This is a genomic window from Streptococcus porcinus (assembly GCF_900475415.1).
In the GTDB taxonomy this organism is placed as follows: Bacteria; Bacillota; Bacilli; order Lactobacillales; family Streptococcaceae; genus Streptococcus; species Streptococcus porcinus.
On the sequence record NZ_LS483388.1, the window covers coordinates 1,023,911 to 1,048,467 of the forward strand.

25 protein-coding genes are annotated in these 24,557 nt (G+C 35.0%); 20 read left to right on the forward strand and 5 right to left on the reverse strand.

Features of this window, described 5'->3' with window-relative positions; translation table 11 throughout:
- The first annotated feature begins 54 nt into the window (after window positions 1-54).
- From DQM45_RS05165 to DQM45_RS05170, 3 genes are all read left to right on the forward strand, one after another.
- Window positions 55-1,599, forward strand: coding sequence for an ABC-F family ATP-binding cassette domain-containing protein (locus DQM45_RS05165; protein ID WP_003082701.1), 1,545 nt, complete (start codon window positions 55-57; stop codon window positions 1,597-1,599).
- 312 nt (window positions 1,600-1,911) lie between these two features.
- Window positions 1,912-2,064, forward strand: coding sequence for a hypothetical protein (locus tag DQM45_RS10150; protein ID WP_003086119.1), 153 nt, complete (start codon window positions 1,912-1,914; stop codon window positions 2,062-2,064).
- A gap of 9 nt (window positions 2,065-2,073) precedes the next feature.
- Window positions 2,074-2,421 (forward strand): hypothetical protein, encoded by a 348-nt coding sequence (locus tag DQM45_RS05170; RefSeq protein ID WP_003082571.1) that lies wholly within the window; start codon window positions 2,074-2,076, stop codon window positions 2,419-2,421.
- 111 nt (window positions 2,422-2,532) lie between these two features.
- Here the strand turns inward: DQM45_RS05170 and DQM45_RS05175 are convergent, their stop codons facing one another.
- The 3 genes from DQM45_RS05175 to DQM45_RS05185 form a co-directional block, all read right to left on the reverse strand.
- Entirely contained in the window at window positions 2,533-3,444 is a 912-nt protein-coding gene (locus DQM45_RS05175; RefSeq protein WP_003084766.1) for a diacylglycerol/lipid kinase family protein, read from the reverse strand.
- A 100-nt stretch (window positions 3,445-3,544) separates the two neighbouring features.
- Window positions 3,545-4,195 carry a PAQR family membrane homeostasis protein TrhA gene (gene trhA, locus DQM45_RS05180; RefSeq protein ID WP_003084967.1) on the reverse strand — a complete coding sequence of 217 codons (651 nt, stop codon included), beginning with the start codon at window positions 4,193-4,195 and terminating at the stop codon, window positions 3,545-3,547.
- A gap of 13 nt (window positions 4,196-4,208) precedes the next feature.
- Complete coding sequence (locus tag DQM45_RS05185; RefSeq protein WP_003084388.1) at window positions 4,209-4,637, reverse strand: DUF1836 domain-containing protein; 429 nt, start codon at window positions 4,635-4,637, stop codon at window positions 4,209-4,211.
- Between the two features lie 177 nt (window positions 4,638-4,814).
- On the opposite strand from DQM45_RS05185, the gene ylqF reads away from it, so the two are divergent.
- From ylqF to topA, 5 genes are all read left to right on the forward strand, one after another.
- Window positions 4,815-5,678: a ribosome biogenesis GTPase YlqF gene (gene ylqF, locus DQM45_RS05190; RefSeq protein ID WP_003084532.1), complete on the forward strand. Its 864-nt coding sequence runs from the start codon at window positions 4,815-4,817 to the stop codon at window positions 5,676-5,678.
- Window positions 5,653-6,429: a ribonuclease HII gene (locus DQM45_RS05195; protein ID WP_003083414.1), complete on the forward strand. Its 777-nt coding sequence runs from the start codon at window positions 5,653-5,655 to the stop codon at window positions 6,427-6,429. Before ylqF ends, DQM45_RS05195 begins: the two co-directional genes overlap by 26 nt.
- Before the next feature lie 50 nt (window positions 6,430-6,479).
- Window positions 6,480-7,028 (forward strand): sugar O-acetyltransferase, encoded by a 549-nt coding sequence (locus DQM45_RS05200; protein WP_003084978.1) that lies wholly within the window; start codon window positions 6,480-6,482, stop codon window positions 7,026-7,028.
- A gap of 71 nt (window positions 7,029-7,099) precedes the next feature.
- On the forward strand, window positions 7,100-7,939 hold the full coding sequence (gene dprA, locus DQM45_RS05205) for a DNA-processing protein DprA (protein WP_003083806.1): 840 nt from the start codon (window positions 7,100-7,102) through the stop codon (window positions 7,937-7,939).
- A 103-nt stretch (window positions 7,940-8,042) separates the two neighbouring features.
- Window positions 8,043-10,175, forward strand: a complete 2,133-nt coding sequence (gene topA, locus DQM45_RS05210) for a type I DNA topoisomerase (protein ID WP_003083749.1) — start codon at window positions 8,043-8,045, stop codon at window positions 10,173-10,175.
- A 194-nt stretch (window positions 10,176-10,369) separates the two neighbouring features.
- On the opposite strand, the gene DQM45_RS05215 is transcribed toward topA, so the two are convergent.
- Window positions 10,370-11,254, reverse strand: a complete 885-nt coding sequence (locus DQM45_RS05215) for a LysR family transcriptional regulator (protein ID WP_003085344.1) — start codon at window positions 11,252-11,254, stop codon at window positions 10,370-10,372.
- A 210-nt stretch (window positions 11,255-11,464) separates the two neighbouring features.
- Here DQM45_RS05215 and DQM45_RS05220 point away from each other — a divergent pair, with 210 nt between their 5' ends.
- The 5 genes from DQM45_RS05220 (at window position 11,465) to trmFO (ending at window position 16,522) form a co-directional block, all read left to right on the forward strand.
- Window positions 11,465-12,523, forward strand: a complete 1,059-nt coding sequence (locus DQM45_RS05220; protein ID WP_003084775.1) for a PTS transporter subunit IIC — start codon at window positions 11,465-11,467, stop codon at window positions 12,521-12,523.
- Window positions 12,524-12,537: 14 nt separating this feature from the next.
- Window positions 12,538-13,530, forward strand: coding sequence for a D-lactate dehydrogenase (locus DQM45_RS05225; RefSeq protein ID WP_003085803.1), 993 nt, complete (start codon window positions 12,538-12,540; stop codon window positions 13,528-13,530).
- 147 nt (window positions 13,531-13,677) lie between these two features.
- Complete coding sequence (locus DQM45_RS05230) at window positions 13,678-14,349, forward strand: SatD family protein (RefSeq protein ID WP_003082682.1); 672 nt, start codon at window positions 13,678-13,680, stop codon at window positions 14,347-14,349.
- Entirely contained in the window at window positions 14,346-15,062 is a 717-nt protein-coding gene (locus tag DQM45_RS05235; RefSeq protein ID WP_003083864.1) for a DUF3307 domain-containing protein, read from the forward strand. The genes DQM45_RS05230 and DQM45_RS05235 overlap by 4 nt, the downstream gene beginning before the upstream one ends.
- Before the next feature lie 125 nt (window positions 15,063-15,187).
- Complete coding sequence (trmFO, locus tag DQM45_RS05240) at window positions 15,188-16,522, forward strand: methylenetetrahydrofolate--tRNA-(uracil(54)-C(5))-methyltransferase (FADH(2)-oxidizing) TrmFO (protein WP_003083978.1); 1,335 nt, start codon at window positions 15,188-15,190, stop codon at window positions 16,520-16,522.
- A gap of 29 nt (window positions 16,523-16,551) precedes the next feature.
- Here the strand turns inward: trmFO and DQM45_RS05245 are convergent, their stop codons facing one another.
- Window positions 16,552-17,031: a PASTA domain-containing protein gene (locus DQM45_RS05245; RefSeq protein WP_003085291.1), complete on the reverse strand. Its 480-nt coding sequence runs from the start codon at window positions 17,029-17,031 to the stop codon at window positions 16,552-16,554.
- Window positions 17,032-17,227: 196 nt separating this feature from the next.
- On the opposite strand from DQM45_RS05245, the gene DQM45_RS05250 reads away from it, so the two are divergent.
- From DQM45_RS05250 to DQM45_RS05280, 7 genes are all read left to right on the forward strand, one after another.
- Complete coding sequence (locus DQM45_RS05250; RefSeq protein WP_003083603.1) at window positions 17,228-17,980, forward strand: ABC transporter ATP-binding protein; 753 nt, start codon at window positions 17,228-17,230, stop codon at window positions 17,978-17,980.
- A gap of 1 nt (window position 17,981) precedes the next feature.
- The gene (locus tag DQM45_RS05255; protein ID WP_003082986.1) at window positions 17,982-19,937 is read left to right on the forward strand and encodes an FtsX-like permease family protein; all 1,956 of its coding nucleotides are present in this window, start codon (window positions 17,982-17,984) and stop codon (window positions 19,935-19,937) included.
- A 43-nt stretch (window positions 19,938-19,980) separates the two neighbouring features.
- Window positions 19,981-20,646 carry a response regulator transcription factor gene (locus tag DQM45_RS05260; RefSeq protein ID WP_003083161.1) on the forward strand — a complete coding sequence of 222 codons (666 nt, stop codon included), beginning with the start codon at window positions 19,981-19,983 and terminating at the stop codon, window positions 20,644-20,646.
- A complete protein-coding gene (locus DQM45_RS05265; protein WP_003083726.1) occupies window positions 20,643-21,602 on the forward strand; it encodes a sensor histidine kinase in 960 nt (319 codons plus the stop codon). Before DQM45_RS05260 ends, DQM45_RS05265 begins: the two co-directional genes overlap by 4 nt.
- A gap of 191 nt (window positions 21,603-21,793) precedes the next feature.
- Window positions 21,794-22,579 (forward strand): TrmB family transcriptional regulator, encoded by a 786-nt coding sequence (locus DQM45_RS05270; RefSeq protein WP_003085312.1) that lies wholly within the window; start codon window positions 21,794-21,796, stop codon window positions 22,577-22,579.
- Between the two features lie 20 nt (window positions 22,580-22,599).
- Window positions 22,600-23,457 carry a sulfite exporter TauE/SafE family protein gene (locus DQM45_RS05275; protein WP_003084226.1) on the forward strand — a complete coding sequence of 286 codons (858 nt, stop codon included), beginning with the start codon at window positions 22,600-22,602 and terminating at the stop codon, window positions 23,455-23,457.
- An 11-nt stretch (window positions 23,458-23,468) separates the two neighbouring features.
- The gene (locus tag DQM45_RS05280; RefSeq protein ID WP_003084236.1) at window positions 23,469-24,464 is read left to right on the forward strand and encodes an ornithine cyclodeaminase; all 996 of its coding nucleotides are present in this window, start codon (window positions 23,469-23,471) and stop codon (window positions 24,462-24,464) included.
- Window positions 24,465-24,557: the final 93 nt, after the last annotated feature.

Consider the following 24,557-nt stretch of genomic DNA (forward strand, 5'->3'; position numbering starts at 1 on the left):
ACAGTAAGTCAATGCCGTAATAACGGCTTTTTTAGTGAAGTAAAGGATGAATAAATGAGTATATTAGAAGTTAAAAATTTAAGTCATGGCTTCGGAGATAGAGCTATTTTTGAAAATGTCTCTTTTAGGCTATTGAAAGGAGAGCATATTGGTTTAGTTGGGGCTAATGGTGAAGGGAAATCAACCTTTATGAGCATTGTTACTGGGCATTTACAACCCGATGAAGGAAAGGTTGAATGGTCTAAATATGTCACAGCGGGCTACCTAGATCAGCATACAGTCTTAGAAGCAGGACAATCCGTTCGTGATGTTCTAAGAACAGCTTTTGATGAGTTGTTTAAAACTGAAGCCCGTATTAATGATATCTACCTATCAATGGCTGAAGAAGGAGCTGATGTCGATGGTCTTATGGAGGAAGTCGGTGAATTGCAAGATCGTCTAGAGTCACGAGATTTCTATACACTAGACGCAAAGATTGATGAAGTAGCAAGAGCTCTAGGAGTTATGGATTTTGGAATGGAGTCTGATGTGACAGAATTATCTGGAGGTCAGAGGACAAAAATTCTGCTAGCAAAGCTATTGCTTGAAAAGCCAGATATTTTGCTGCTGGATGAACCAACAAACTATCTTGATGCGGAGCATATCGAATGGCTTAAACGTTATCTTCAAAATTATGAAAATGCCTTTGTTCTTATTTCACATGACATTCCATTTCTTAATGAGGTTATTAATATTGTCTATCACGTTGAAAATCAAGATCTGGTAAGGTATTCGGGTGACTATTATCAGTTTAAAGAGGTTCATGAAATGAAAAAGGCACAATTAGAGGCGGCCTATGAACGTCAACAAAAAGAAATTGCTGATTTGCAAGACTTTGTTAACCGTAACAAGGCGCGTGTTGCTACTCGCAACATGGCTATGTCTCGACAGAAAAAATTAGATAAAATGGACATTATTGAATTGCAGGCTGAGAAACCTAAACCAAACTTTGAGTTTAAGGAATCTCGTACTCCTAGTCGCTATATTTTTCAAGCAAAAGAATTGGTCATTGGCTATGATCGCCCTCTAACAAAAAATCCTCTAAATCTTAATTTTGAACGAAATCAAAAAATTGCTATTATAGGTGCGAATGGTATTGGAAAATCTACGCTATTAAAGAGTTTATTAGGTATCATCAAGCCATTAGCAGGGCAAGTGGAGCGTGGTGATTTTATCGAATTAGGTTATTTTGAACAAGAAGTTTCAGGAGTAAACCGTCAAACACCACTAGAAGCAGTTTGGGATGCTTTCCCAGCTTTAAATCAGGCAGAAGTAAGAGCAGCTCTTGCACGTTGCGGCTTAACTTCAAAACATATTGAAAGTCAGATTCAGGTTCTATCCGGAGGGGAACAGGCTAAGGTGCGTTTTTGTCTTCTCATGAATCGAGAAAATAATGTTTTGGTATTGGATGAACCAACTAATCATTTAGATATTGATGCTAAAGCTGAACTAAAAAGGGCATTAAAAGCCTACAAGGGGTCTATCTTAATGGTATGTCATGAACCTGATTTTTATCAAGGTTGGGTAACAGATGTCTGGGATTTCAACCAATTAACTTAATCCTAGATAATAGTTATAAGGAAAGTTGGCCAATTGTGCCAACTTTTTTTATATATCTGATAGCAAAATTCTTGACTAGAATTCAAAATAAAAGTATAATGACAATATAAATAATTAATAGAGTAGTCTCTTTTGCTTACCTTGATATAATGGCTTTGTTAAAGAAATTACAAAGTAAATGTTTCACCTATAAACAAAAGTAGCTACATAAAATTAATTGTAAGGGTCACTTTTAGAGGAGACATTTTAGCAAGATAGAAAATGTTAGCTACCAAAAAGTGATCAATGTCTCAGATAGAAGAGGAGTTTAATATGAATTTTATGGGAAACAAGGTGAAAGCGGGACGTGCTGTCAATACTAAACATAACAAAGTAAAGATTGCGGAGGTACTTCAATTAGTGTTATTACTTATCCCCGTCTTTAAATTAAGTCGGAAAATTTTGAAAGACCGTAAAATGAAATAGGAGATAGACATGATGAACTCAAGACAAAAAGGTATAGCTATCGCTCTTATTGCTGGAGTCGCCGCAGCAACTGTTGCTTATTTAAGCCTATCAGAAACTGACAGGCAAGACTTACTTGAAGAAAGTAATGAGAAAATAGGTGAATTAAATGACACCATTAAAGATCTTAGTGAACGGTTTTTAGGAACAGTCACTGAAAAGTTGGAAGATTCAAAATCAAAGATAGACCAGTATTCTGATTTCGCTTCAACTAAGTTTGAAGATTCCCTTTCAAAGGCAAAAGGGACTATTGATCACTACTCAGATTTGGCTGGCGATAAGATTGACGAGCAATTGAATCATTTTAAAAATAAATAAAGCTAGCTACGCTACCCCACATTAAAAAACGAGAGTTTGATAAGACAAAGTAAACTCATTCGATAAGACACAAAAAGGGCTTTTAGCCCTTTTTTATATATGTGAATTGTTTTAAGCATTAGGAACGCGAACTGTGACCGCCTCCTTTAAGACTGTGAGAGTCACTGGGACCATATCACTTTTATCACCATCAATACGGGTTCGAGGTAAAATCAATGTTTTTAGTTTTGATGGCGTAATAGTTAACTTCTGAGTTGAAAAGTGTGTAATCTCTTCAGCCATCGAGAAATCTCCTTTACGAAAATCATTTATATGTAATAAAAATTTTATAAAAGAAACTTTCTTCATGGTATAGACCTGCAATAGCCCATCATTAACCGTAGCAGAGGGTGAAAAAGATGGAAAACCAGCAATGGAATTGGTCATGGTTACAAGTAAGAACTTTGTCTTAATTGCAAATTGTCGACTATCATCTTCAAGATTTAGGTAATAGGAACGATTGCGTTTTAAAATCCGAAAACTATCCTTTAAAAAAGCTAAGGGCCCAAATTTTCGTTTATCTTCAGTCGTTACATTAGCCGCTATATCTGCTAAGAGTCCAAGAGTTAGACTACTAATCATATAATGATCATTAACTTTACAAAGGTCTACTTTTTTATCTTGCCCATTTAAAATGGTATCAATGGCTAAATCAGGATCTAATGGAATGGATAGAGATTTTGCAAAGTTATTGACAGTACCAGAGGGGATAAGACCGATTTTAGTATGCTGACCACCTTCATGTACACCACCTATTATTTTATTAATAGTTCCATCCCCCCCAAGTGGAATAACCAAGTCAATCCCCCTGCTAGAAGCTTCTTTAGCCTTCTTGAAGGCATCGGAAGCTGACTCAGGGCTAACAATAGTAATATTCTCTTCAAGAAAACCATGCTTTAGGAAAGAGTCTTTAACATGTTGTGTAAGGTCTTTTTCGTTTTTCTTTCCGGAAAAAGGATTGACAAATAAGTGTATTGTCTCCATAATGAATTACCTTTCTTTCTAATCATACTTATTATAACACTCCTCCATCTATTTGTAAGTAATAAAAAAGCTAGTCTTATTTGGTCAGACTAGCACTTAATTAGAGCATGTAGAAAACAATGGCAATAAATTGCAGGGCAGAAGCTAGCAGAATAAAGAGATGCCAAATCATATGAAAATAGGGCTTTTTCTTAGCATAAAATAGGGCACCGATAGTGTAAGATAAGCCTCCCAAAAGCATCAGAATAGCAAAGATTAATCCCGTCTTATTAATGATGACTGGTAAAATAAAGATAACTAACCATCCCATAAAAAGATAGAGTATTAAACTGAATTTTTCATTAATAGATTTTGCAAAGATTTTATAGAGAATGCCAAATAATGTTATCCCCCATTGTAGAATGATAATAAGGTAACCTAGCCAGCCTCCTACTAAAGAAAGTGCAATAGGTGTATAACTGCCAGCAATAGCAATATAAATCATACTATGATCAATGATCCGCAGTACATATTTTTGGGGTGTTCCATAAGCCATTGAATGATAAATAGTTGATGACAGGAACATCAGAAATAAGCTAATAACAAAAATTGAGGTCCCAACAGCAACTTTAAGTTGGTAAGTTTGATAACTGTAAATAGCAACAAATGGCAAAATAAACAGCATGACAACGGAACCGACAGCATGCGTCACTGCATTTGCCACCTCTTCTCCAAATGATAGGGGAAGGCTTTGTTTAAAAGTTTGATTCAAGGCAAGTACCTCCTTATTCATTTTCCGTTAATGAAAATGTTAGACAATAGTATTTAACGGTTTTACATGCTGCAACGATAATGTCATCAACCCCATCAGATTGCTCACTGTTCCAGTAATTAACAAAAGCACGATAGAGCTGTTCAGAATCATTTTTATCTTTTAAATTTTGTAGAACCTGACTAATATTTTGAATGGGAAAGCTATGCTTTAGAATCGCTATTGCGATGAGTCGCGCTAACTGATGTCTAGCGTATTTCTTCTTAAAGGGCTTTTCAAGATAGCCATGCTTAACATAATTATTGACCATAGAAGCGGTTAGAGGTTTTTGTTGATTTGGTTCTATAATAGTTGCTACTTGATTAACATATAGTAGAACTTGATCAAGATATAAGTCAATCTCAGGCAAATTTTCCCAATTAGGAAGAATAGTATATTTCATTTTAGAAACCCTTTCATCTAGTTACGATAACTAGATTTTACAATAATTAAAATAAAAATACAAGAAAAAATTTTAGTTTTAAAATATGAAAATAGGATTAGGCACGATTTCATGATATAATAAACAGTAATACTATCAACTAGTCTCATATTTGAAACTAGGAAAGGAGAGCTATAAATGGCTATTATTCAGTGGTTCCCTGGACACATGTCTAAAGCTCGTAGACAAGTACAAGAAAATTTAAAACATGTTGACTTTGTAACTATATTAGTTGACGCACGTTTACCATTATCTAGTCAGAATCCAATGTTAACGAAGATTGTTGGTGATAAACCAAAGTTGATGATACTTAATAAGGCCGATTTAGCTGATCAAAGTAGAACAAAGGAGTGGCAACAATTCTACGAATCAAAAGGTATCAAAACACTAGCTATCAATTCAAAGGAACAAGCTACTGTCAAAAAAGTGACAGATGCAGCTAGAGCTTTGATGACGGATAAGATTGCCAAACTGCGCCAACGTGGCATTCAAAAAGAAACCTTACGGACAATGATTATTGGTATCCCAAATGCTGGTAAGTCAACTTTGATGAACCGTTTAGCAGGTAAAAAAATCGCAGTTGTTGGTAATAAGCCAGGTGTTACTAAGGGTCAACAGTGGTTAAAGTCCAATAAAGACCTTGAAATTTTAGACACTCCTGGTATTTTATGGCCTAAATTTGAAGACCAAGTAGTTGGTTTGAAATTAGCCTTAACAGGTGCCATCAAAGATCAACTTTTACCTTTAGATGAAGTCACTATATTTGGGCTTAACTACTTCAAAGAGTACTATCCTAATCGTCTTATTGAAAGATTTAAAGGAATAAATCTCGAAGCAGAAGCACCTGATATCATCATAACCATGACACAGAAACTGGGTTTCAGAGATGACTATGACCGCTTCTATACCCTCTTTATCAAAGAAGTTAGGGATGGAAAATTAGGAACCTTTACCTTAGATCAAGTGGAGGAAGCATATGACTCAGACGATCAGGGAAATTAAAGAAAATCTCGAGGCTGTTACTGACCTCTCTGATCCCATTTGGAAAAAACTTGAGCAAGACGAGCGACAGGGTGTTAAAAAGGCAATTGCCCTTCGGAAAAAAGTGTTAGAAGGTAATGTTAAAGAAGAACAACGACTTGAATACATGCTTCGCTACGAACGAGACGTCTACGGACAAGGCTATCATTATATTGCCGGAATTGATGAGGTTGGGCGAGGGCCATTAGCAGGCCCTGTTGTAGCTGCTTGTGTTATTCTTCCCAAAAATTGTAAAATTAAGGGATTAAACGATTCAAAAAAAATTCCAAAATCCAAGCATAATATCTTGTTTGAACAAATTAAAAATCAAGCTGTCGGTATTGGAATAGGTATTGTCGATAATAAAATGATAGACTCTGTCAATATCTATCAAGCTACTAAACTAGCAATGCTAGAGGCTATTAACGATTTAAAAAAGGTAGAGGTTATCCCTGATTATTTACTTATTGATGCGATGACTTTAGATATTTCAATACCACAAATGTCACTTATTAAAGGCGATGCTAATTCCTTATCTATAGCTGCTGCTTCAATAGTTGCTAAAGTAACGAGGGATCAGCTAATGATGAGTTACGATCAAAATTATCCCGGCTATGACTTTGCCCAAAATGCAGGCTACGGTACTAAAAAACACTTGAATGGTTTAAAAAAGTATGGTGTCACACCAATTCATCGAAAAAGTTTTGAACCTATTAAATCGATGTTACTGTAGCAATAGTTGTAGTACTATTACTTTATATTGATAATAATATGGAGATTAAGATGACTGAATTAGAAAAAATGCTTGCTGGTCACTTATACGACGCAAGTGACATAGAGTTAAAAGAAATGCGTGATAGAGCACGGCAAATCATGGCTGACTTTAATGCTGAGGTAGATGCTAAAAAAAGAAGTCATCTTTTAAAAAAGTGGCTTGGTAAAACGGGTGAAAATATTTATATGGAAACTGGATTTGTCTGTGATTACGGCTCTAATATTTTTGTAGGTGAGAATTTCTATGCCAATTTCAATACAACCATGTTAGATGTTTGTGAAATAAAAATTGGTGGCAATGCCATGTTTGGTCCAAACTGTCAGTTATTAACCCCTCTACACCCTATTGATGCGCAAGAACGTATTGCTGGACTAGAATACGGAGCCCCTATAACACTTGGTGATAATATCTGGCTAGGAGGAGGAGTTACTATCTTACCTGGAGTGTCACTTGGTGACAACGTTGTTGTAGGAGCAGGAAGTGTCGTAACCAAATCTTTTGGAGATAATGTTGTCTTGGCTGGTAATCCAGCAAAAATTATTAAGTGGTTGGATTAATAAAAAAACTTTTGCTGTCTTAGTAAAAGTTTTTTTATTTTTGCGAATGGTAGAAGTAGAGAGGTATAATTATGAATAATTTTGAACTTTATAAACTTCGAAAAGCAGGTTTGAAAAACCATCACATTTTAAATGTTATTAATTATTATCAAACTTATGGTAAATCCCTATCTTTACGAAATATCGCAGTTGCTTCTGAAACATTGGATCCTATACAATTTATTGAAACTTATAAAACAATTGATAGTAAAGCTCTGCGGAAAGAATTTAATCAGTATCCTAGTATTTCCTTACTTGATAAAAATTACCCCTCATATTTAAAAGAAATCTATAACCCACCGGTTTTACTTTTTTATCAAGGAAATTTAGAACTTTTAAATTATCCCAAACTAGCAGTAGTAGGCTCCCGCAAAGCCAGTCAATCAGGTCTAAAAGCGACTCAAAAAATAATAGAAGAATTGGATAATAAACTCATTATTGTTAGTGGCCTTGCCAGAGGAGTCGATACTGCGGCACATTGTTGTGCGCTTAAAACAGGTGGTCATACAATCGCTGTTATTGGCTCTGGTTTCACGCATTACTACCCTAAAGAAAACCAAAGATTGCAAAAATTTATTGCTTCTAATCACCTTTTACTAACTGAATATGGACCAAATGATCCTCCATTATCCATTCATTTTCCAGAAAGAAATCGAATTATTGCTGGTTTAGTTAAGGCTGTTTTAGTTATTGAAGCTAAAAGACGGTCTGGAAGCTTAATAACATGTCGACACGCTCTCGAAAATGGTCGTGAAGTTTTCGCAATTCCTGGAAATATTAGTGATGGTTTTTCAGATGGCTGTAATCAACTTATCCAAGAAGGCGCAAAGTGTATCATGAGTGGTTTGGATGTGCTTACAGAGCTTTTTTAACTAATAACTTTCTTCCTATATGGAATTTTTTTATTGACAGTTATCTAAAAATGGGATATTATTCTATAAGCTTTAACCATTAAGTTATAGGAAGTGTGACACATTGGTAACAAAAACCGCAACTAAGACTAAAACAAATTCAAAAAAAACCACTAAAAAGAAAAAAACATCAACAAAGAAGAATTTGGTTATTGTAGAATCCCCTGCCAAAGCCAAAACAATTGAAAAATATTTAGGGCGCAACTATAAAGTTGTTGCATCAGTTGGTCATATCCGTGATTTAAAAAAATCATCTATGTCAATTGATTTTGAGAATAATTATCAGCCTGAGTATATCAATATTAGAGGTAAGGGACCACTTATCAATTCTTTAAAAAAAGAAGCTAAAAATGCCAAAAAAGTTTTCCTGGCAAGTGACCCTGACCGAGAAGGGGAAGCTATTTCATGGCATCTTTCTCATATTCTAGGACTTGATATTACTGATAAAAATCGTGTTGTTTTTAATGAAATTACAAAAGATGCTGTTAAAAATGCTTTTGTCGAACCAAGAGAAATTGATATGAATCTAGTTGACTCTCAACAAGCGAGACGTGTTCTAGACCGAATTGTTGGCTATTCAATATCACCAATCCTTTGGAAAAAAGTTAAAAAAGGATTATCAGCTGGACGTGTGCAATCAGTAGCCTTGAAATTGATTATTGATCGCGAAAATGAAATAAAAGCTTTTGTCCCAGAAGAGTACTGGACTATTGATGGGCTTTTTAAAAAAGGTAAACATAAATTTCAAGCCAGCTTCTATGGCTTAGATGATAAAAAGATGAAATTAAATACTAATGAGGATGTTCAATTAGTATTGTCAAGGATTACCAGCGATGATTTTAATGTATCTAAAGTTGAGAAGAAAGAGAGACGTCGTAATGCACCATTACCTTATACGACCTCTTCCTTACAACAGGATGCAGCTAATAAAATAAATTTCAGAACACGAAAAACCATGATGGTTGCTCAACAACTCTATGAGGGGATTAATTTAGGTAGCAACGGAACTCAAGGATTAATTACCTATATGCGTACTGATTCAACACGTATTAGTCCTGTTGCTCAAAATGATGCTGCCACTTTTATTAGTCAAAAATTTGGTAGTCATTATTCAAAACATGGAAATCGCGTTAAGAATGCAAGTAGTTCACAAGATGCCCATGAGGCTATCAGACCTTCAAGTGTTTTTCATACGCCTGAATCAATTGCTAAGTATCTTAATAAAGACCAGTTGAAACTTTATACTTTAATTTGGAACCGTTTTGTTGCGAGTCAAATGACTGCTGCAGTTTTTGACACTGTCAAAGTAACTCTAGAACAAAACAAGGTTGTCTTTACTTCTAATGGTAGTCAAATTAAATTTGACGGCTATATGGCGGTCTACAATGATTCCGATAAAAATAAAATGTTACCTGAGATGTCAGAAGGAGAAGTAGTTAAAAAGGAGAAGACAAGTCCTGAACAGCACTTTACTCAACCACCAGCTCGCTATTCTGAGGCAACTTTAATCAAAACTTTGGAAGAAAATGGAGTAGGACGTCCGTCTACCTATGCACCTACCTTAGAGGTCATTCAAAGACGTTATTACGTTAAGTTAGCTGCCAAACGTTTTGAACCAACTGAGCTTGGTGAAATTGTTAATACCTTAATTGTTGAATTTTTCCCTGATATTGTTGATGTTACCTTTACTGCTGATATGGAATCAAAACTAGATCAAGTAGAAACAGGAGAACGTCAATGGCAAACTGTTATTGATAGCTTTTACCAACCTTTTGTGAAAGACTTGGAAAAAGCTGAAGATGAAATTGAAAAAATCCAAATCAAAGATGAGCCTGCTGGGTTTGATTGTGACATTTGTGGCCATCCCATGGTAATTAAACTTGGTCGTTTTGGGAAATTTTATGCGTGTAGTAATTTTCCAGAGTGTCGCAATACTAAAGCAATTACTAAAGAAATTGGGGTGACCTGTCCAATATGTGGTAAGGGTCAAGTTATTGAAAGAAAAACCAAACGTAACCGTGTTTTCTACGGCTGTGATCGTTATCCAGAATGTGAATTTACTTCTTGGGATATTCCTATCGGAAGAGACTGTCCTAAATCTGGTGATTACTTAGTTGAGAAGAAAATTCGGGGTGGCGGTAAACAAGTGGTATGTAGCAACGAAGCTTGTGACTATAAAGAAGATAAAATCAAATAGAGATTAATCTTTATTGGTTTTGGGGTGAAGAAAAATCTAGTGAGATAGTTTTCTTTAACCCTTTTTTCTTTGTTATCCTATAATTTCTGTAATGGCTAAAACTGATACAGAGGTTATAGGGCTTTTGAGTTTAGAGTCAAACATACTATATCGATAAGTCGAGAAAAAGCATGCTATTAGTTTTGAGCATGCTTTTAATTAGTTTTTAGGGTTGATAAGAGCTCCTCAATCATTGGACTGAAAGAGTAGCCATGACGATAAGCAATTCCAATTGGGTAAAAATCATTTTTGTCTTGGAAGGGAATCCAGACTAAGTCGTCTACTTTACTTAGGCTTTCAAATTCACTGGGCAGTATAGCAACAGCATGAAGACTTTTTAGACTATGAATAATAACTTCCCAGTCATTATGTTTAAAAACTATGTCAGGTTCAAAACCCAGTGCCCGACTTCGTCTAGGAAGCATTTCACCTAGCATAAAGTGTTCATTTAGGGACGCAAATTTACAATCTTTTAAATCTATTAATTTCAAGTGGTGATGGTGAGCTAATTGGTGATTTTTAGGCAGAACAATGCTTACTTTATAACCTTTTGTTGATGTCTGTAGGGGCTCAATGACGATATCCTTACGAAGGCTTGGAAAGGAAAGTAATCCAATATCAATTTCACCTTTTGCAAGTAAATCTTGTAATTTTCGAGATCCATCTTGAATTAAAGATACTTCGACATTAGAATGTGTGGCCATAAAAGTAGAAATCTGCTTCATAAATTGGATAGCAAAAAGCGCTGTCAAACCAATTCGGATGACTTCTTTCTTTTCCTGATTAAGCTGTTGAATTTCAGCGACAATTTGATTGAAATCAGCCATTAAAATTTTGCCTCGTTCATATAAAATATCACCAGCTTCTGTTAGAAGAAGTTGACGACCATTCTGTGAAAACAAGGTTGTATTTAATTCTAATTCTAGTTTTTTGATTGACTGCGATAGTGTCGGCTGTGTGACAAAAAGACTTTTAGCAGCATGTGAGTAATTTTTTGTCTCGGCAACAGCAATAAAATAAGTTAGTTGTCTGATATCCATAGTGAATCCTTTTCTAAAGTTAGTATACCATAAAATACTATCTTTTATTTAAGAGCATCTATTTATTTATAATTTGACAATATAAATTTGTGAACTCTATTACAAAAAGTTATAGTATTATAATTTTTATTAATTTTTATTTTTACTGTGCCTATGTTATAGTTTATATAGTTAGTGAAATCACAAACAATATTTTGAGGAGGCATTTTAATGTCAGAAATAATTCAAAAACAGTCTGCTAAATCTTTTACAATGAATATATTAAATGGTATAGCATTAGGAACTGTTATCGTCCTTATTCCAGGAGCTATCCTTGGTGAGTTGATGAAAGCTTTATTGCCAATGTGGACAGGATTTGCTACGCTTATTGCAGCAACAGGCCTTGCGACAAGTATGATGGGACTAGTGATAGGGATGCTTGTTGGGCTTAATTTTAAATTTGCACCAATTCAATCTGCGTCTTTAGGACTAGCTGTTATGTTTGCAGGTGGGGCGGCTAACTTCAGCAATGGTATAATGATGCTTAAAGGGACTGGTGATATCATCAATATGGGGATTACAGCTGCACTTGGCGTACTCTTAATCCAATTTTTAGCTGATAAAACCAAATCCTTTACCTTGATTATTGTTCCGACCGTGACCTTATTATTAATTGGGGGTGTGGGCCGTTTTCTATTACCATATGTGAAGTTGATTACAGCTATGATTGGGCAGGGAATTGCTGGATTACTAGGTTTACAGCCAATTTTAATGTCAATTTTAATTGCTATGATCTTTTGTTTCTTAATCGTTTCACCCATTACAACGGTTGGTATTGCCTTGGCTATTAGTCTGTCAGGTATTGGTTCTGGAGCAGCCAATTTAGGAATTTGTGCAGCAAGTTTTGGTTTATGTATAGCTGGTTGGGCAGTTAATTCCAAAGGAACTTCTCTGGCTCATGTGCTTGGTTCGCCAAAAATTTCTATGGCAAATGTCCTTTCCAAACCAATTATTATGTTGCCAATGCTTTCTACAGCTTCTGTTCTTGGACTTCTTGCAGCTATCTTTAATATTCAGGGAACTCCTGCCAGTGCAGGATTTGGTATTAGTGGTTTGATTGGACCTATAAATGCATTAAATCTAGCCAAAGGTGGATGGTCATTTATCAATATTATGATTATAATTCTTATCTTTGTCATAGCTCCAATCGTTTTAAGCTTCGCTTTTAACTATCTCTTTATTAGAGTGCTTAAAATCATTAAAGCAGAAGATTATAAACTAGACATCTAATTAAGGAGAAAAAAATGAAAATAAAATTATTCAATGTTCGTGGTGAAGAAGCTGTTTTAGCAGAACAATGGGCAAAAGTTAATCAGGTTGAACTGTCACTTGATCAAGGACCTCTAACTCCAGGTACAGCCAAAGAAGCGCAAGGTTTCGATGGAATTGCTAATGCTCAGATTGAACCACTTGACGACTCTATTTATCCTATTTTAAAAGAAATGGGAATTAAGCAGATTGCTCAGCGCAGTGCAGGAGTTGACATGTACAATCTCGAATTAGCTAAAGAAAATGGGATTATTATTAGTAATGTCCCAAGCTATTCACCCGAATCGATAGCTGAGTTTACAGTAACTATTGCTTTGAACTTGATTCGTAAAGTAGAACTTATCCGTTCAAACGTTAAAGAACATAATTTCACTTGGGATCTTCCAATTAGAGGGCGCGTGCTTGGCGATATGACTGTTGCTATAATAGGTACAGGACGTATCGGACTTGCTACTGCTAAAATCTTTAAAGGTTTCGGTTGCAAAGTGGTAGGGTATGATATTTATCAAAGCCCAGCTGCTAAAGAGGTTTTAGAATATAAAGACTCAATTTTAGAAGCTATCCAAACTGCAGATGTGGTTTCACTCCACATGCCCCCTACATCTGATAATAGTCACTATTTCAATGCTGAATTATTTAAACAATTTAAAAAAGGAGCTATACTTTTAAATATGGCTCGAGGTGCTTTGATTGATACAGCTGATTTACTAGCTGCTTTAGATCAAGGACTTCTTGATGGTGCTGGAATTGATACGTATGAGTTTGAAGGTCCCTATGTTCCTAAAAACTTTAAAGGAAAAGCAATTACTGACGACCTGTTCCTTGATTTAATTCATCATCCAAAGGTCATCTACACTCCTCATGCCGCTTATTATACAGATGAGGCTGTTAAAAACTTAGTTGAAGGTGCTCTAAATGCAACTGTTGATGTCATTAGGACTGGTACAACAACAATGCGTGTTAATTAGGATTATATCCGTTAGGCAGATTAATATTTTCTGTTTTAACGGACTTTTTTTGTTTTATCTATTTAAAAAGACTTTTCGAATATTTTCCTTTATAATGGACTTTTATGCTTTTTCCTGTTATAATGTAACTTAAAAAAGGAGAACACGATGGTATATTTAGCACTTATTGGAGATATTATTCAATCCAAGCAACTATCTCAGCGTTCAGAAGCACAAGAGCGATTGAAGACTTGTTTAAAGCGCTTGAATGAGCTCTTTAAACCTTATATAATCTCTAATTTTTCTCTTACACTTGGAGATGAGTTTCAAGGACTAATGAAAATTGATGCTCCTATCTTCTATCTAATTGATTTAATTAATGACGAAATGCGTGATATCCCAATGAGGTATGGGATTGGAGTGGGTGAAATCCTTACTGATATTAATCCAGAAATTAGCATCGGAGCAGATGGCCCTGCTTATTGGTACGCTCGCGAGGCTATTAAGTTCATTCATCAAAAAAATGATTATGGCACCACCCAAATTGCTATACGAACAGGAGAAATAGAGGAAGATGTTTTTTTAAATAGCTTGTTATCAGCAGGAGAGGCAATCAAATATAATTGGCGAGCTAGTCAATTAGAGGTCTTTCATACGTTATTAATATCTAATATTTACCAAGAATATTTTGATCAACAACAATTGGGTAAGCTTCTTGGCCTATCTCCAAGCGCCTTATCAAAACGTCTGAAAAGCAGTAACCTCAAAATTTATTTAAGAAGTCGTCACAGTGCCCAGCAATACATCCAGCAAAGATTTGGAAAGGAGATAGACAAATGATTGAAGGTCTAGCCCCATTCTTACAAACTCATCCATTACTTACCATATTGTTAATTTGTCATTTTTTATCTGACTTTCATTTTCAAAGTCCTGAAATAGCTGATAAAAAAGAAACAAATCTTCGTTACCTTGCTTATCATATCCTTGGAGTTGCAGCCCCCTTAATTATTTTGACTTGTTTGGTTCCTAAGGTATGGTTAATTTCTTTTCTAATAGTGGCTAGTCATAGTCTCATTGATTTGTGCAAATCTAAAGTGATTAAGCTATTCCAATGGAAGCAAGCGTGGATTTTTTTGTTGGATCAATTTACTCATATCATGATTATTGTGTATACAAGTAGTATTTTGACTCCTAATGCCTTACCTCAATGGATAAGTCATAAGTTTCTACTGACAATTCTCTTCCTTATTTTAATAACAAAACCGACCAATATTTCCTTTAAAATCTTTTTTAGCAAATATCAACCTGAACAAGGGCAAAAGATGGATACTATCCGGGGAGCCGGAGCAACAATTGGTATTTTAGAAAGAATAGTGATTGGCATTTGTATGATAATGGGACAATTTGCCTCTATAGGACTTGTTTTTACCGCTAAATCAATTGCTCGGTATAATAAAATTTCAGAAAGTCCGGCCTTTGCAGAGTATTATCTAATTGGTTCACTTTTTAGTATATTAAGTGTCTTCTTGTCAGCATGGATTTGTTTCTTTTAACATAACTATAGATATGTTAAAAACTATCGGACTTTTGCTTTTATTGGAAATTCTGCTATAATATAGCAAGTAAAATTTAAAGAAAGATTTGTGGGAAGGAAACTTTCCAAAGAGGTATTAGTCTATTGTCTCAATCTTATATTAACGTTATTGGAGCAGGTTTAGCTGGCTCAGAGGCCGCCTACCAAATTGCTAAGCGTGGTATTCCTGTAAAGCTCTACGAAATGCGAGGTGTTAAACAAACCCCTCAACATAAAACAGATAACTTTGCTGAATTGGTTTGTTCGAATTCTTTTCGTGGTGATAGCCTTACCAATGCGGTAGGACTGTTGAAGGAAGAGATGCGCCGTCTAGATTCCATTATTATGCGTGCTGGAGAAGCACATCGCGTTCCAGCAGGTGGTGCTATGGCAGTTGACCGCATTGGCTATGCAGAAGCTGTTACTGCTGAGTTGGTGAACCATCCTCTCATCGAGGTTATCCGTGGTGAAATCACGGAAATACCTAATGATGCTATTACAGTTATTGCAACAGGTCCTCTAACATCAGATGCTTTGGCTGAAAAAATTCATGCCTTAAATGGTGGCGATGGTTTTTATTTCTATGATGCCGCAGCACCAATTATTGATAAATCAACCATTAACATGGATAAAGTCTACCTCAAGTCTCGTTATGATAAAGGTGAAGCTGCTTACCTTAACTGTCCGATGACCAAAGAAGAATTTATGGCTTTCCATGAAGCTTTAACAACAGCAGAAGAAGCACCACTTAACTCGTTCGAAAAAGAAAAGTATTTTGAAGGATGTATGCCAATTGAGGTGATGGCGAAACGTGGGATTAAAACAATGTTATATGGACCAATGAAACCCGTTGGATTAGAGTATCCAAAAGACTATACCGGACCACGTGATGGGGAGTTTAAAACACCCTATGCAGTTGTACAATTGCGTCAGGATAATGTTGCTGGAAGTCTCTATAATATGGTCGGTTTCCAAACACACTTGAAGTGGGGCGAACAAAAACGTGTCTTCCAAATGATTCCTGGTCTTGAAAATGCAGAATTTGTTCGTTATGGAGTCATGCATCGTAACTCTTATATGGATTCTCCAAACTTACTCAAACAAACTTTCCAATCACGCGCCAATGACAACCTTTTCTTCGCTGGTCAAATGACGGGAGTAGAGGGATATGTGGAGTCAGCAGCTTCTGGTCTTGTTGCGGGTATTAATGCCGCGAAGAAATTCAAGGGAGAAGCAGAAGTTATCTTCCCAGAAACAACAGCCATTGGATCTTTACCACATTATGTAACTCATGCTGATAGTAAACATTTTCAACCCATGAATGTTAATTTTGGTATCATTAAAGAACTGGAAGGTCCACGGATTAGAGACAAAAAAGAACGTTATGAAGCAATTGCTGCAAGATCACTTCGAGAGTTAGAAACTTTTCTAGCACACTAAAAAAATAGGTTTTGGAAATATTCCAAAACCTATTTTTTATAAAAAGGAAACTTGGCATGCTTTAGACTATCAAAGATAGTAGCTATTTTTTGGTTTCTTTCAACAATACGAAGATTCTCTTGATCAAGAATTTCTTGACTTTTTTCTAAAACATCGTAAGTAACGTAGTAGAGTTTTATAAGGCTTCCAAGAGGATGTTGACCAGATTTTGGAGACATTGCAACGACTTCATCTAAAGATGAGCTTAACCATTTTTTATTTGGACGAGCTGGTATAGTAGCGACTACAAATCCTTGTGTTTCTAGATATTTTCGCGCTTCTTCGACAGGCATATTGATGACATTATCAAGTTTTCGCAGACTTTCTTGCTTCTGATGTCTGTGATCCATATATTTTTCGATGATTGGACGACTATTGTCAATCCCTTTACCAATTAATTCAGTCGTGTCTGGGATAATAGACATCACCTTGGCTATTCTTCCTAACGATAGTTTAATTTTTTTAGCCATAGATCACTTCTCCTCGAATTTTTCTTAACTCTATTATAGCAGAAGGTGGTCTTTTTTCAGTCAAAGAAACTTACAAAATTGTAAGTTTTCAGGCACAGCTTGTAAGTATAACTGGGTTTTACAAAGGTTATAATAAAAGAGAAATAAGGTACACCCCTTTTAAAAAAAGATATAATGATACAAGGAGTAAAAAGCTATGCTATTAGATATACAACATTTGGAAAAAGTTTTTCGTACACGATTTTCAAAAGAAGAGACGAGAGCTCTACAAGATATCGATTTTAAAATTGATAATGGTGAGTTTATTGCAATTATGGGCGAGTCTGGTTCAGGGAAAACAACGCTATTAAATATTTTAGCTACTTTAGAAAAACCAACCAGTGGAGCAGTTTTGCTAAATGGCGAAGATATTACTAAAATAAAAGAAAACCACTTAGCTCACTTTCGTTTACATAATTTAGGATTTGTTTTCCAAGAATTCAACCTCTTAGATACCCTGTCAATTAGAGATAATATTTTTCTACCTTTGGTTCTAGATCGAAAACCCTATAAAGAAATGAGTCAGCGTTTAGACCAGATTGCTCCAAAACTTCGCATAGAAGAATTATTAGATAAACGACCTTTTGAAATTTCAGGAGGGCAAAAGCAAAGGGTAGCCATTGCAAGAAGTTTAATCACTAATCCTAAATTACTTTTAGCGGATGAACCCACAGCTGCTTTAGACTATCGTAATTCAGAGGATTTATTGGATCTTTTTGAAGATATTAATATGGATGGACAGACAATCTTAATGGTTACTCATTCAGCGACTGCGGCTAGTCATGCTAAACGAGTGCTTTTTATTAAAGATGGGCGTATTTTCCATCAAATGTATCGTGGTGAAAAAAGTAATGCACAATTTAGTAAAGATATTTCCTTAGCCATGACTGGTTTGTTAGGAGGTGAGTGACATGTTTTACCTCAAGTTAGCTTGGAATAATCTCAACAAATCAAAAGTAGTAGTGGCTCCATTTTTATTGGCCAGTACGGTCCTATTTATGTTAAATAATATTGTGACCATTATCATGACTAGTCCTCTGTCTCGAAATATGCAAAACGGAAAAATCCTTTTAGGATTAGCAGCAATTATCTTGACTATATTTGCTACAATCATGGAAATTTATAGTTACAATTTTCTACTAAAACAAAGAAGTCGTGAATTTGGACTCTACAATATTCTAGGTATGAATAAGAAACAAATAGGATTAGTGCTAAGCTTTGAATTATGGATAATGTATTTAGCCATTGTGGCCATCGGATGTTTTGCTTCTTTTATTTTTTCACACCTTTTTTACCTTGTCTTTGTCAATTTAATCCATTACAATCAGCTACAATTGCAAGTCAATGGTAGTGCTTTTGCGATAACAAGTTTGATTTTTGCTTTAATTTCTGTAGTACTTACGCTAATGGGTCTGGTAAAAATTAGAAAAACTTCGCCATTAATGCTCTTTAGAGATCAAGAGCAAGGTGAAAAAGAGCCTAGGGGAAATGTCATATTAGCTAGTTTAGCTATTATAGCAATTAGTATCGGTTATTACATTTCAATTACCTCTACCAAATTAGCAGCTCTTGCAGTATTATTTCGCTTCTTTATTGCTGTGCTTTTTGTCATCGTTGGAACTTATCTCTTCTATATTTCATTTATGACATGGTATCTAAAGTATAAGAAAAATCAGAAAGCTTATTTTTATAAACCAGAACACTTCGTTTCAACATCACAAATGATTTTCCGAATGAAGCAAAATGCTGTTGGTCTTGCAAATATTACCTTGCTAGCAGTAATGGCTTTTATTGCAATAGCTACGACAACGGCTTTATATAGTAATATAGAATATCAAACTAAAATGATTTTTCCTAAAAACACTAAAATAAGTATTATAGGTAAAAATGAAAAAGAATTACAAAAGAATTTCGATCAGGCATTTTTAAAGCCTTTAAATCGTCAAGCCAAGGAGTTTACTCGTTATACTAGTGCTATGATTACGCTCCCATTAGGGAGTGGTACAGAGATGACAGTTACAGAGGCCGATCTTAAAAATCCTAATTATGGTAACTTATCTTATTCTTACCTCATTACGGCTGATGATTTTAAAGCACTTGGCAACAAAGGTCCCGACCTTGCACAAGGCCAGATTCTCTTTTACAAACAAAAGGGTGACAGTCGCTTCCAAAAAATTACCCTACTAGGACAATCCTTTGACGTTAAAGAAAATCTCAAATCAGTTTCCCACCCAGAAGCTGTAAATACCTATAATCCTTCTGTTATTGTAGTAAAGGATCAGTTAGTATTGGATAGGATCCTTAAGCTTTACAATCAATTTCCTAAGTACCCTGTTGAGCCTAGTTATGTTGTGATGGGAGACTTGTCGAAAAAGGAAATCTCAAAAGTCTTGGATAAGAAAGGTGTTTTAAGCTTTAAAGGCCAATATGTGGGACATTTGGAGGAAAGAACTCAATTTAAAAAAGAATTTTATGCTATTTTTGGTAGTTTCCTTTTTACCGGCTTTATCTTAGGTTTAAGCTTTATACTTGGAGCGGCTTTGATTATATACTACAAACAATTTACTGAAGGTCATCTTGATCAGAAAGCTTATAAGATTCTTCAAGAAGTGGGAATGAGTACCAAACAAGTCAAACAAACAATCAATTCTCAACTGTTTTTAGTCTTTTTTACACCAATTGCTTTTGCTGTACTCCATTTCGCTGTGGCTCTTGTCATGTTAAAACAGATGCTGCTCCTTTTTGGTGTGACCAATAATCCGATGATTTACATGGTTAGTGCTATAACGATTATTATTATTATCTGGCTTTACTTCATAATTTATCGTTTAACGAGTCGAACATACTACAATATCATAGAGAGATAGAAGAAGTAGCGAAATTTCGCTACTTTTTTGGTAAAATAAAGTTATGAAAAACCTTGCAAAAATTTATATTGTGGAAGATGACACTACTATTGTCTCACTTTTAACATCCCATTTACAAAAAGATTATCAAGTACTGAGCGTCAGCAATTTTCGAGACATCAAAGAGGAAATTTTAAGCTACAAACCAGATTTAATTCTAATGGATATTACTTTGCCCTTTTTTAATGGTTTTTATTGGACGACAGAGATTCGTAAATACTTGACGACGCCTATTATCTTTATTTCTAGCTCAAACGATGAGATGGATGCTGTTATGGCATTAAACATGGGAGGAGATGACTATATTACTAAACCATTTTCTTTAACCATATTAGATGCTAAAATCACCGCCTTTTTACGAAGAGTAAACCAATTCGCGACAGATAGCCTCTCTTATAAGGGATATCAGTTGCATTTTGATGGATCATTAACTAAGAATGATTGGAAAATTTTTCTATCACCGACTGAACATAAGATTCTCTCTTTATTATTGACTAATCAAGAAACAATTGTTAGTAAAGAAAAGATTTTAAAGGCTTTGTGGGAAAGTGACCAATTTATTGATCAAAATACTTTGAATGTTAATATGACTCGGTTACGAAAAAAACTGACAGATATTGATTTTAATTATATTCATACGGTGAGGGGAGTAGGATATTTATTGCAATGATTCGATTATTTCTAAAAGAATACAGAATTTGGTATGTGCAATTTTTACTATTAATAGGCCTATATTTACTGGTTTTTTATCTCTATCATTTACCATTTATTTACTTTTTTACTGCTAGTCTGATTTCTGTAAGTGTAGTATGGATTATAACTATTCTAACTTATGTCCAATTTCGAAAGAAAATACAAATATTACAAGAATTTATTTATGTAACAGAACTCGACGAGTTAAAGAAACCGAGTGAAAAAGCTTATAATAAATTAATCAGCAATCTTATGTCAACCCAATATGAGAGTTTGCGCCAAGAAAAGAAAAAACAAGAAGAACTAGCTGCAATTATCAAAATTTGGTCACACCAAATGAAAATTCCTCTCTCAGCCCTCTCCTTAATGGTTCAAACGAACCAAGTTACTCCTCATGATTTACAGAACCAGCTCCTCTATCTTGAAAATTATTTAAACCAATTGCTAAGTTATTTTAAATTTACCCAAAACAAAGACGATTTCCGTTTTGAGGTCATTGAGGTTAGTGATATTGTTAAAAGTATTTTAAAAGAGATGAGCCCTATTTGCTTTACTAAGGAAATAAGTATTAAATTGACCGGTGAATGGCAAGTTGTATCAGATAAAAAATGGTTACGTTTTGCATTACTTCAAGTGATTGATAATGCTATTAAATATTCCTATCAGAGAGGTCAGATTCGAATTTATTTAAGGGACGGTATTAAAATATCCGATAGTGGTATTGGAATACTAAAAGAAGATTTACCACGTCTTTTTGAAGAAGGGTTTACAGGCTATAATGGTCATGAACACCAAAAAGCTACAGGTTTGGGTCTTTTTATGACTAAAAATATTCTCAGTCAATTAAATCTCGATATTAAGATTGATAGCAGAATTGATAAGGGCACTAATGTCAAGATTTCTCCTGCGGAAAAAAATTTAAAAGCCTTGTAACTTGTACTTGAATTTCAAACAATTAAAAAAGAGGATTCGTAAATAGAATCCTCTTTTTTAGATCTCCGTGATCCTAAATATCATTTTTTGACACATATTGATAAAAAAATCACAAAATCTATTGACAAAACGATTTTCCGAGAATATAGTAGTTACTGTAAGTAGCTACTATAAATAGAGAAGGAGAAATTATGCTGGTTGATAAAATGAAACAATTCGGCTATACAGAATCTGAAACTAAAATTTACCTGAGTTTGGTCGAAAATGGGTCAATGACTGGGTATGAAGTGAGTAAGAAGTCTGGTGTCCCTAGATCTAAAGTTTATAATTATTTGGAAACTTTAGTAAAAAAGGGTGTCGTATTAGTTAATAAAAGTGAACCAAAAATTTACTCTGCCATTTCAACAGAAGAGTTTGTTAGCATGCTTAAACAGACTACTTTTGAAGATATCCACTATTTGGATCATCACTTATCTAATATAAAGTCAAAGGAAAATGATGCTTTATTATGGCAACTTGAGAATATGGAGGCAGTGCAACATAAAATCTTGTATATTATTGAACACGCTAAAGAAAGTCTCTATATCCAAATCTGGGAGGACAGCTTAAGTCCTGCTATTATTCAAGCTCTAACACAAGCAGAGGCCCGATTACAAGTTTTCGTTTGTATTTTATTTAGTAAAGGTGGTCATTATTCCCTTCCTTTTAAGCGTTTTTATACTCATGGATTTGAAAATGAAAAAATCAAAGATATGGGAGGTTCTTGGATTAATCTTATCAGTGATGATAGTATTGTTCTTTTTGGTACTTTGGAACATAACTGTGATGTTATTTGGACTCATAATCTAGCTATGTTAATCTTGGCTAAAGAATATGTGAAACATGATGCTTATACATTGAAAATTATACAAGAACATGGAGATAAACTGTCTCAAGCTTATGGAAACGACTTTGAAGGTATACGAAAAATTTTCTAATTTTAATGGAGAATACCATCATGTCTTTTAAAAACATCTTACTTTTTCTTATTATTTCAATCAACTTTTATTTTGGATTTATTTTTGTTAAAGATTTAATTTCTCATAAAAGGGAAGTTATGGCCGAACCGGCAAAAACGAGCATCTTACCCATCAGCAGTTTGATTATTTTCTTTTTATCAACGCTTGGAATTTCTGACTTTGCCATCAGTACTAGTCTTTATCCTAAGCTAAATTGGACAAGTGTTAAAAAACTGCCAGGCACTTTAAACACACAGTGCACAATACCGGTAGCAGTTATGGCTTTAGCCTATATCACCAGTATTAAGGTTTCCATCATGACTTTGATTGTGTGTATTCTAAGTCAGATGGTTGGTTCTTATTTTGGTGCTAAAATTGCTGTTCAGTTGCCAGCTAAACAGCTAAAATATTCAATTGGAATCGGTATGATTATTGCTGCCCTCATTATCTTTGGAGGTAAATTTGGCCTTCTTCCAGGTGGCGGAACTGCCACTGCATTGACAGGTATAAAACTCGTCGTTGCAGCAGTATCCCTTGCAGTTTTTGGAGCTTTAAATAATATCGGCATTGGCTCTTATGCATTAACAATGATTACGGTCTATTTACTGGGCTTAAACCCTGCGGTAGCCTTCCCTATTATGATGGGATCAGCAACATTTTCAGTACCGGTAGGTAGTTTACAATTTGTTAAGTCAGGCGAATACAGTCGTAAAATCACATTATTTACCTCCACTTTTGGTGTTTTAGGTGTTCTTTGTGCTGTATTTCTTGTAACAAGTTTAAATGTATCTGTTCTTCAATGGTTTGTTGCATTTATTCTACTTTATAGTGCTTATGGCATGCTGAAAAGTGAGTGAGGAGGAGTTGTATGTTAATTTTAAGTAAAAATGATATGGAACAGTGTTTTTCAATGGCTGAAGCAATCAAAGTAGCTAAAGAAGCCAGCAAGATTTACACCGAGGGACATTCAATTGTCCCATTGAGGACGAATCTAGAGGTGACAGATTATAATGGGCAAAGTCTTTACATGCCAGCAGTTACCAGTGGTATGGAGAAATCATTAGGAGTTAAGATTGTCTCTGTTTATCCTGATAATATTAACAAAGGGTTACCTTCAGTCCCTGCTACCATGGTAACACTTGATCCTCAAACAGGAATTGTCTCAGCAGTTCTGGATGGAACTTATCTGACTCAATTACGGACTGCTGCCATTCAAGGGGCTGCTACAGAAGAATTAGCAAACAAAGAAGCTAAGATAGCTGGACTCATCGGAACTGGAGGGCAGGCTTATCAGCAAGCTCTTGCAATGATGACTGCTCGTAAATTGGATGAATTAAAAGTATTTGATATTGATTATAATCGAGCAGTGGTATTTGCTGAAAAATTAACGAATGATATTAGAGATACCTTTCACACGAGTGTGTATGCTGTTGACTCTGCTAAAGAAGTTGTTGCGAATTCTGATATTGTAACAACTGTTACAACATCTAAAAATAATACTTTTGACGCTAATGATATTGGTCCAGGTACCCATATTAACGGTATTGGCGCTTATACACCGGAGATGTTTGAACTTCCTAAAGAATTACTGATTAGAGCAAATACCGTTTTATTTGATACCACAGATGCTGTCTTAGCAGAAGCGGGAGATATTCAAGCTCCTATCAACGAAGGCCTACTCACTCCTACAGATTATTCAGGTGAGTTGGGTGAATTGTTATTGGGAAGAATTTTGGGTCGACAAAGTAAAAGCGACATCACGGTATTTAAAAGTGTAGGTTCTGCTGTATTTGATGTTGTTACAGCTCAACGAATTGTTGAAAGAGCACTGGAGAAAGGTGTTGGAACATCAATTGATTTTTAGCAGAAGATTTTGGTCATCTTCGCATTTTTTAATAAAGACTGACTCCTCAAAAATATATGGGGAGTCAGTCTTTATTATTTATTTACATAACTA

What these genes read in the sequence shown, in the direction of transcription:
- DQM45_RS05165 (WP_003082701.1), top strand. Translation starts at nt 55, where the DNA reads ATGAGTATATTAGAAGTTAAAAATTTAAGTCATGGCTTCGGAGATAGA.
- DQM45_RS10150 (WP_003086119.1), top strand. Translation starts at nt 1,912, where the DNA reads ATGAATTTTATGGGAAACAAGGTGAAAGCGGGACGTGCTGTCAATACT.
- DQM45_RS05170 (WP_003082571.1), top strand. Translation starts at nt 2,074, where the DNA reads ATGATGAACTCAAGACAAAAAGGTATAGCTATCGCTCTTATTGCTGGA.
- DQM45_RS05175 (WP_003084766.1), bottom strand. Translation starts at nt 3,444, where the DNA reads ATGGAGACAATACACTTATTTGTCAATCCTTTTTCCGGAAAGAAAAAC.
- DQM45_RS05185 (WP_003084388.1), bottom strand. Translation starts at nt 4,637, where the DNA reads ATGAAATATACTATTCTTCCTAATTGGGAAAATTTGCCTGAGATTGAC.
- ylqF (WP_003084532.1), top strand. Translation starts at nt 4,815, where the DNA reads ATGGCTATTATTCAGTGGTTCCCTGGACACATGTCTAAAGCTCGTAGA.
- DQM45_RS05195 (WP_003083414.1), top strand. Translation starts at nt 5,653, where the DNA reads ATGACTCAGACGATCAGGGAAATTAAAGAAAATCTCGAGGCTGTTACT.
- DQM45_RS05200 (WP_003084978.1), top strand. Translation starts at nt 6,480, where the DNA reads ATGACTGAATTAGAAAAAATGCTTGCTGGTCACTTATACGACGCAAGT.
- dprA (WP_003083806.1), top strand. Translation starts at nt 7,100, where the DNA reads ATGAATAATTTTGAACTTTATAAACTTCGAAAAGCAGGTTTGAAAAAC.
- DQM45_RS05215 (WP_003085344.1), bottom strand. Translation starts at nt 11,254, where the DNA reads ATGGATATCAGACAACTAACTTATTTTATTGCTGTTGCCGAGACAAAA.
- DQM45_RS05220 (WP_003084775.1), top strand. Translation starts at nt 11,465, where the DNA reads ATGTCAGAAATAATTCAAAAACAGTCTGCTAAATCTTTTACAATGAAT.
- DQM45_RS05225 (WP_003085803.1), top strand. Translation starts at nt 12,538, where the DNA reads ATGAAAATAAAATTATTCAATGTTCGTGGTGAAGAAGCTGTTTTAGCA.
- DQM45_RS05230 (WP_003082682.1), top strand. Translation starts at nt 13,678, where the DNA reads ATGGTATATTTAGCACTTATTGGAGATATTATTCAATCCAAGCAACTA.
- DQM45_RS05235 (WP_003083864.1), top strand. Translation starts at nt 14,346, where the DNA reads ATGATTGAAGGTCTAGCCCCATTCTTACAAACTCATCCATTACTTACC.
- DQM45_RS05245 (WP_003085291.1), bottom strand. Translation starts at nt 17,031, where the DNA reads ATGGCTAAAAAAATTAAACTATCGTTAGGAAGAATAGCCAAGGTGATG.
- DQM45_RS05250 (WP_003083603.1), top strand. Translation starts at nt 17,228, where the DNA reads ATGCTATTAGATATACAACATTTGGAAAAAGTTTTTCGTACACGATTT.
- DQM45_RS05255 (WP_003082986.1), top strand. Translation starts at nt 17,982, where the DNA reads ATGTTTTACCTCAAGTTAGCTTGGAATAATCTCAACAAATCAAAAGTA.
- DQM45_RS05260 (WP_003083161.1), top strand. Translation starts at nt 19,981, where the DNA reads ATGAAAAACCTTGCAAAAATTTATATTGTGGAAGATGACACTACTATT.
- DQM45_RS05265 (WP_003083726.1), top strand. Translation starts at nt 20,643, where the DNA reads ATGATTCGATTATTTCTAAAAGAATACAGAATTTGGTATGTGCAATTT.
- DQM45_RS05270 (WP_003085312.1), top strand. Translation starts at nt 21,794, where the DNA reads ATGCTGGTTGATAAAATGAAACAATTCGGCTATACAGAATCTGAAACT.
- DQM45_RS05275 (WP_003084226.1), top strand. Translation starts at nt 22,600, where the DNA reads ATGTCTTTTAAAAACATCTTACTTTTTCTTATTATTTCAATCAACTTT.
- DQM45_RS05280 (WP_003084236.1), top strand. Translation starts at nt 23,469, where the DNA reads ATGTTAATTTTAAGTAAAAATGATATGGAACAGTGTTTTTCAATGGCT.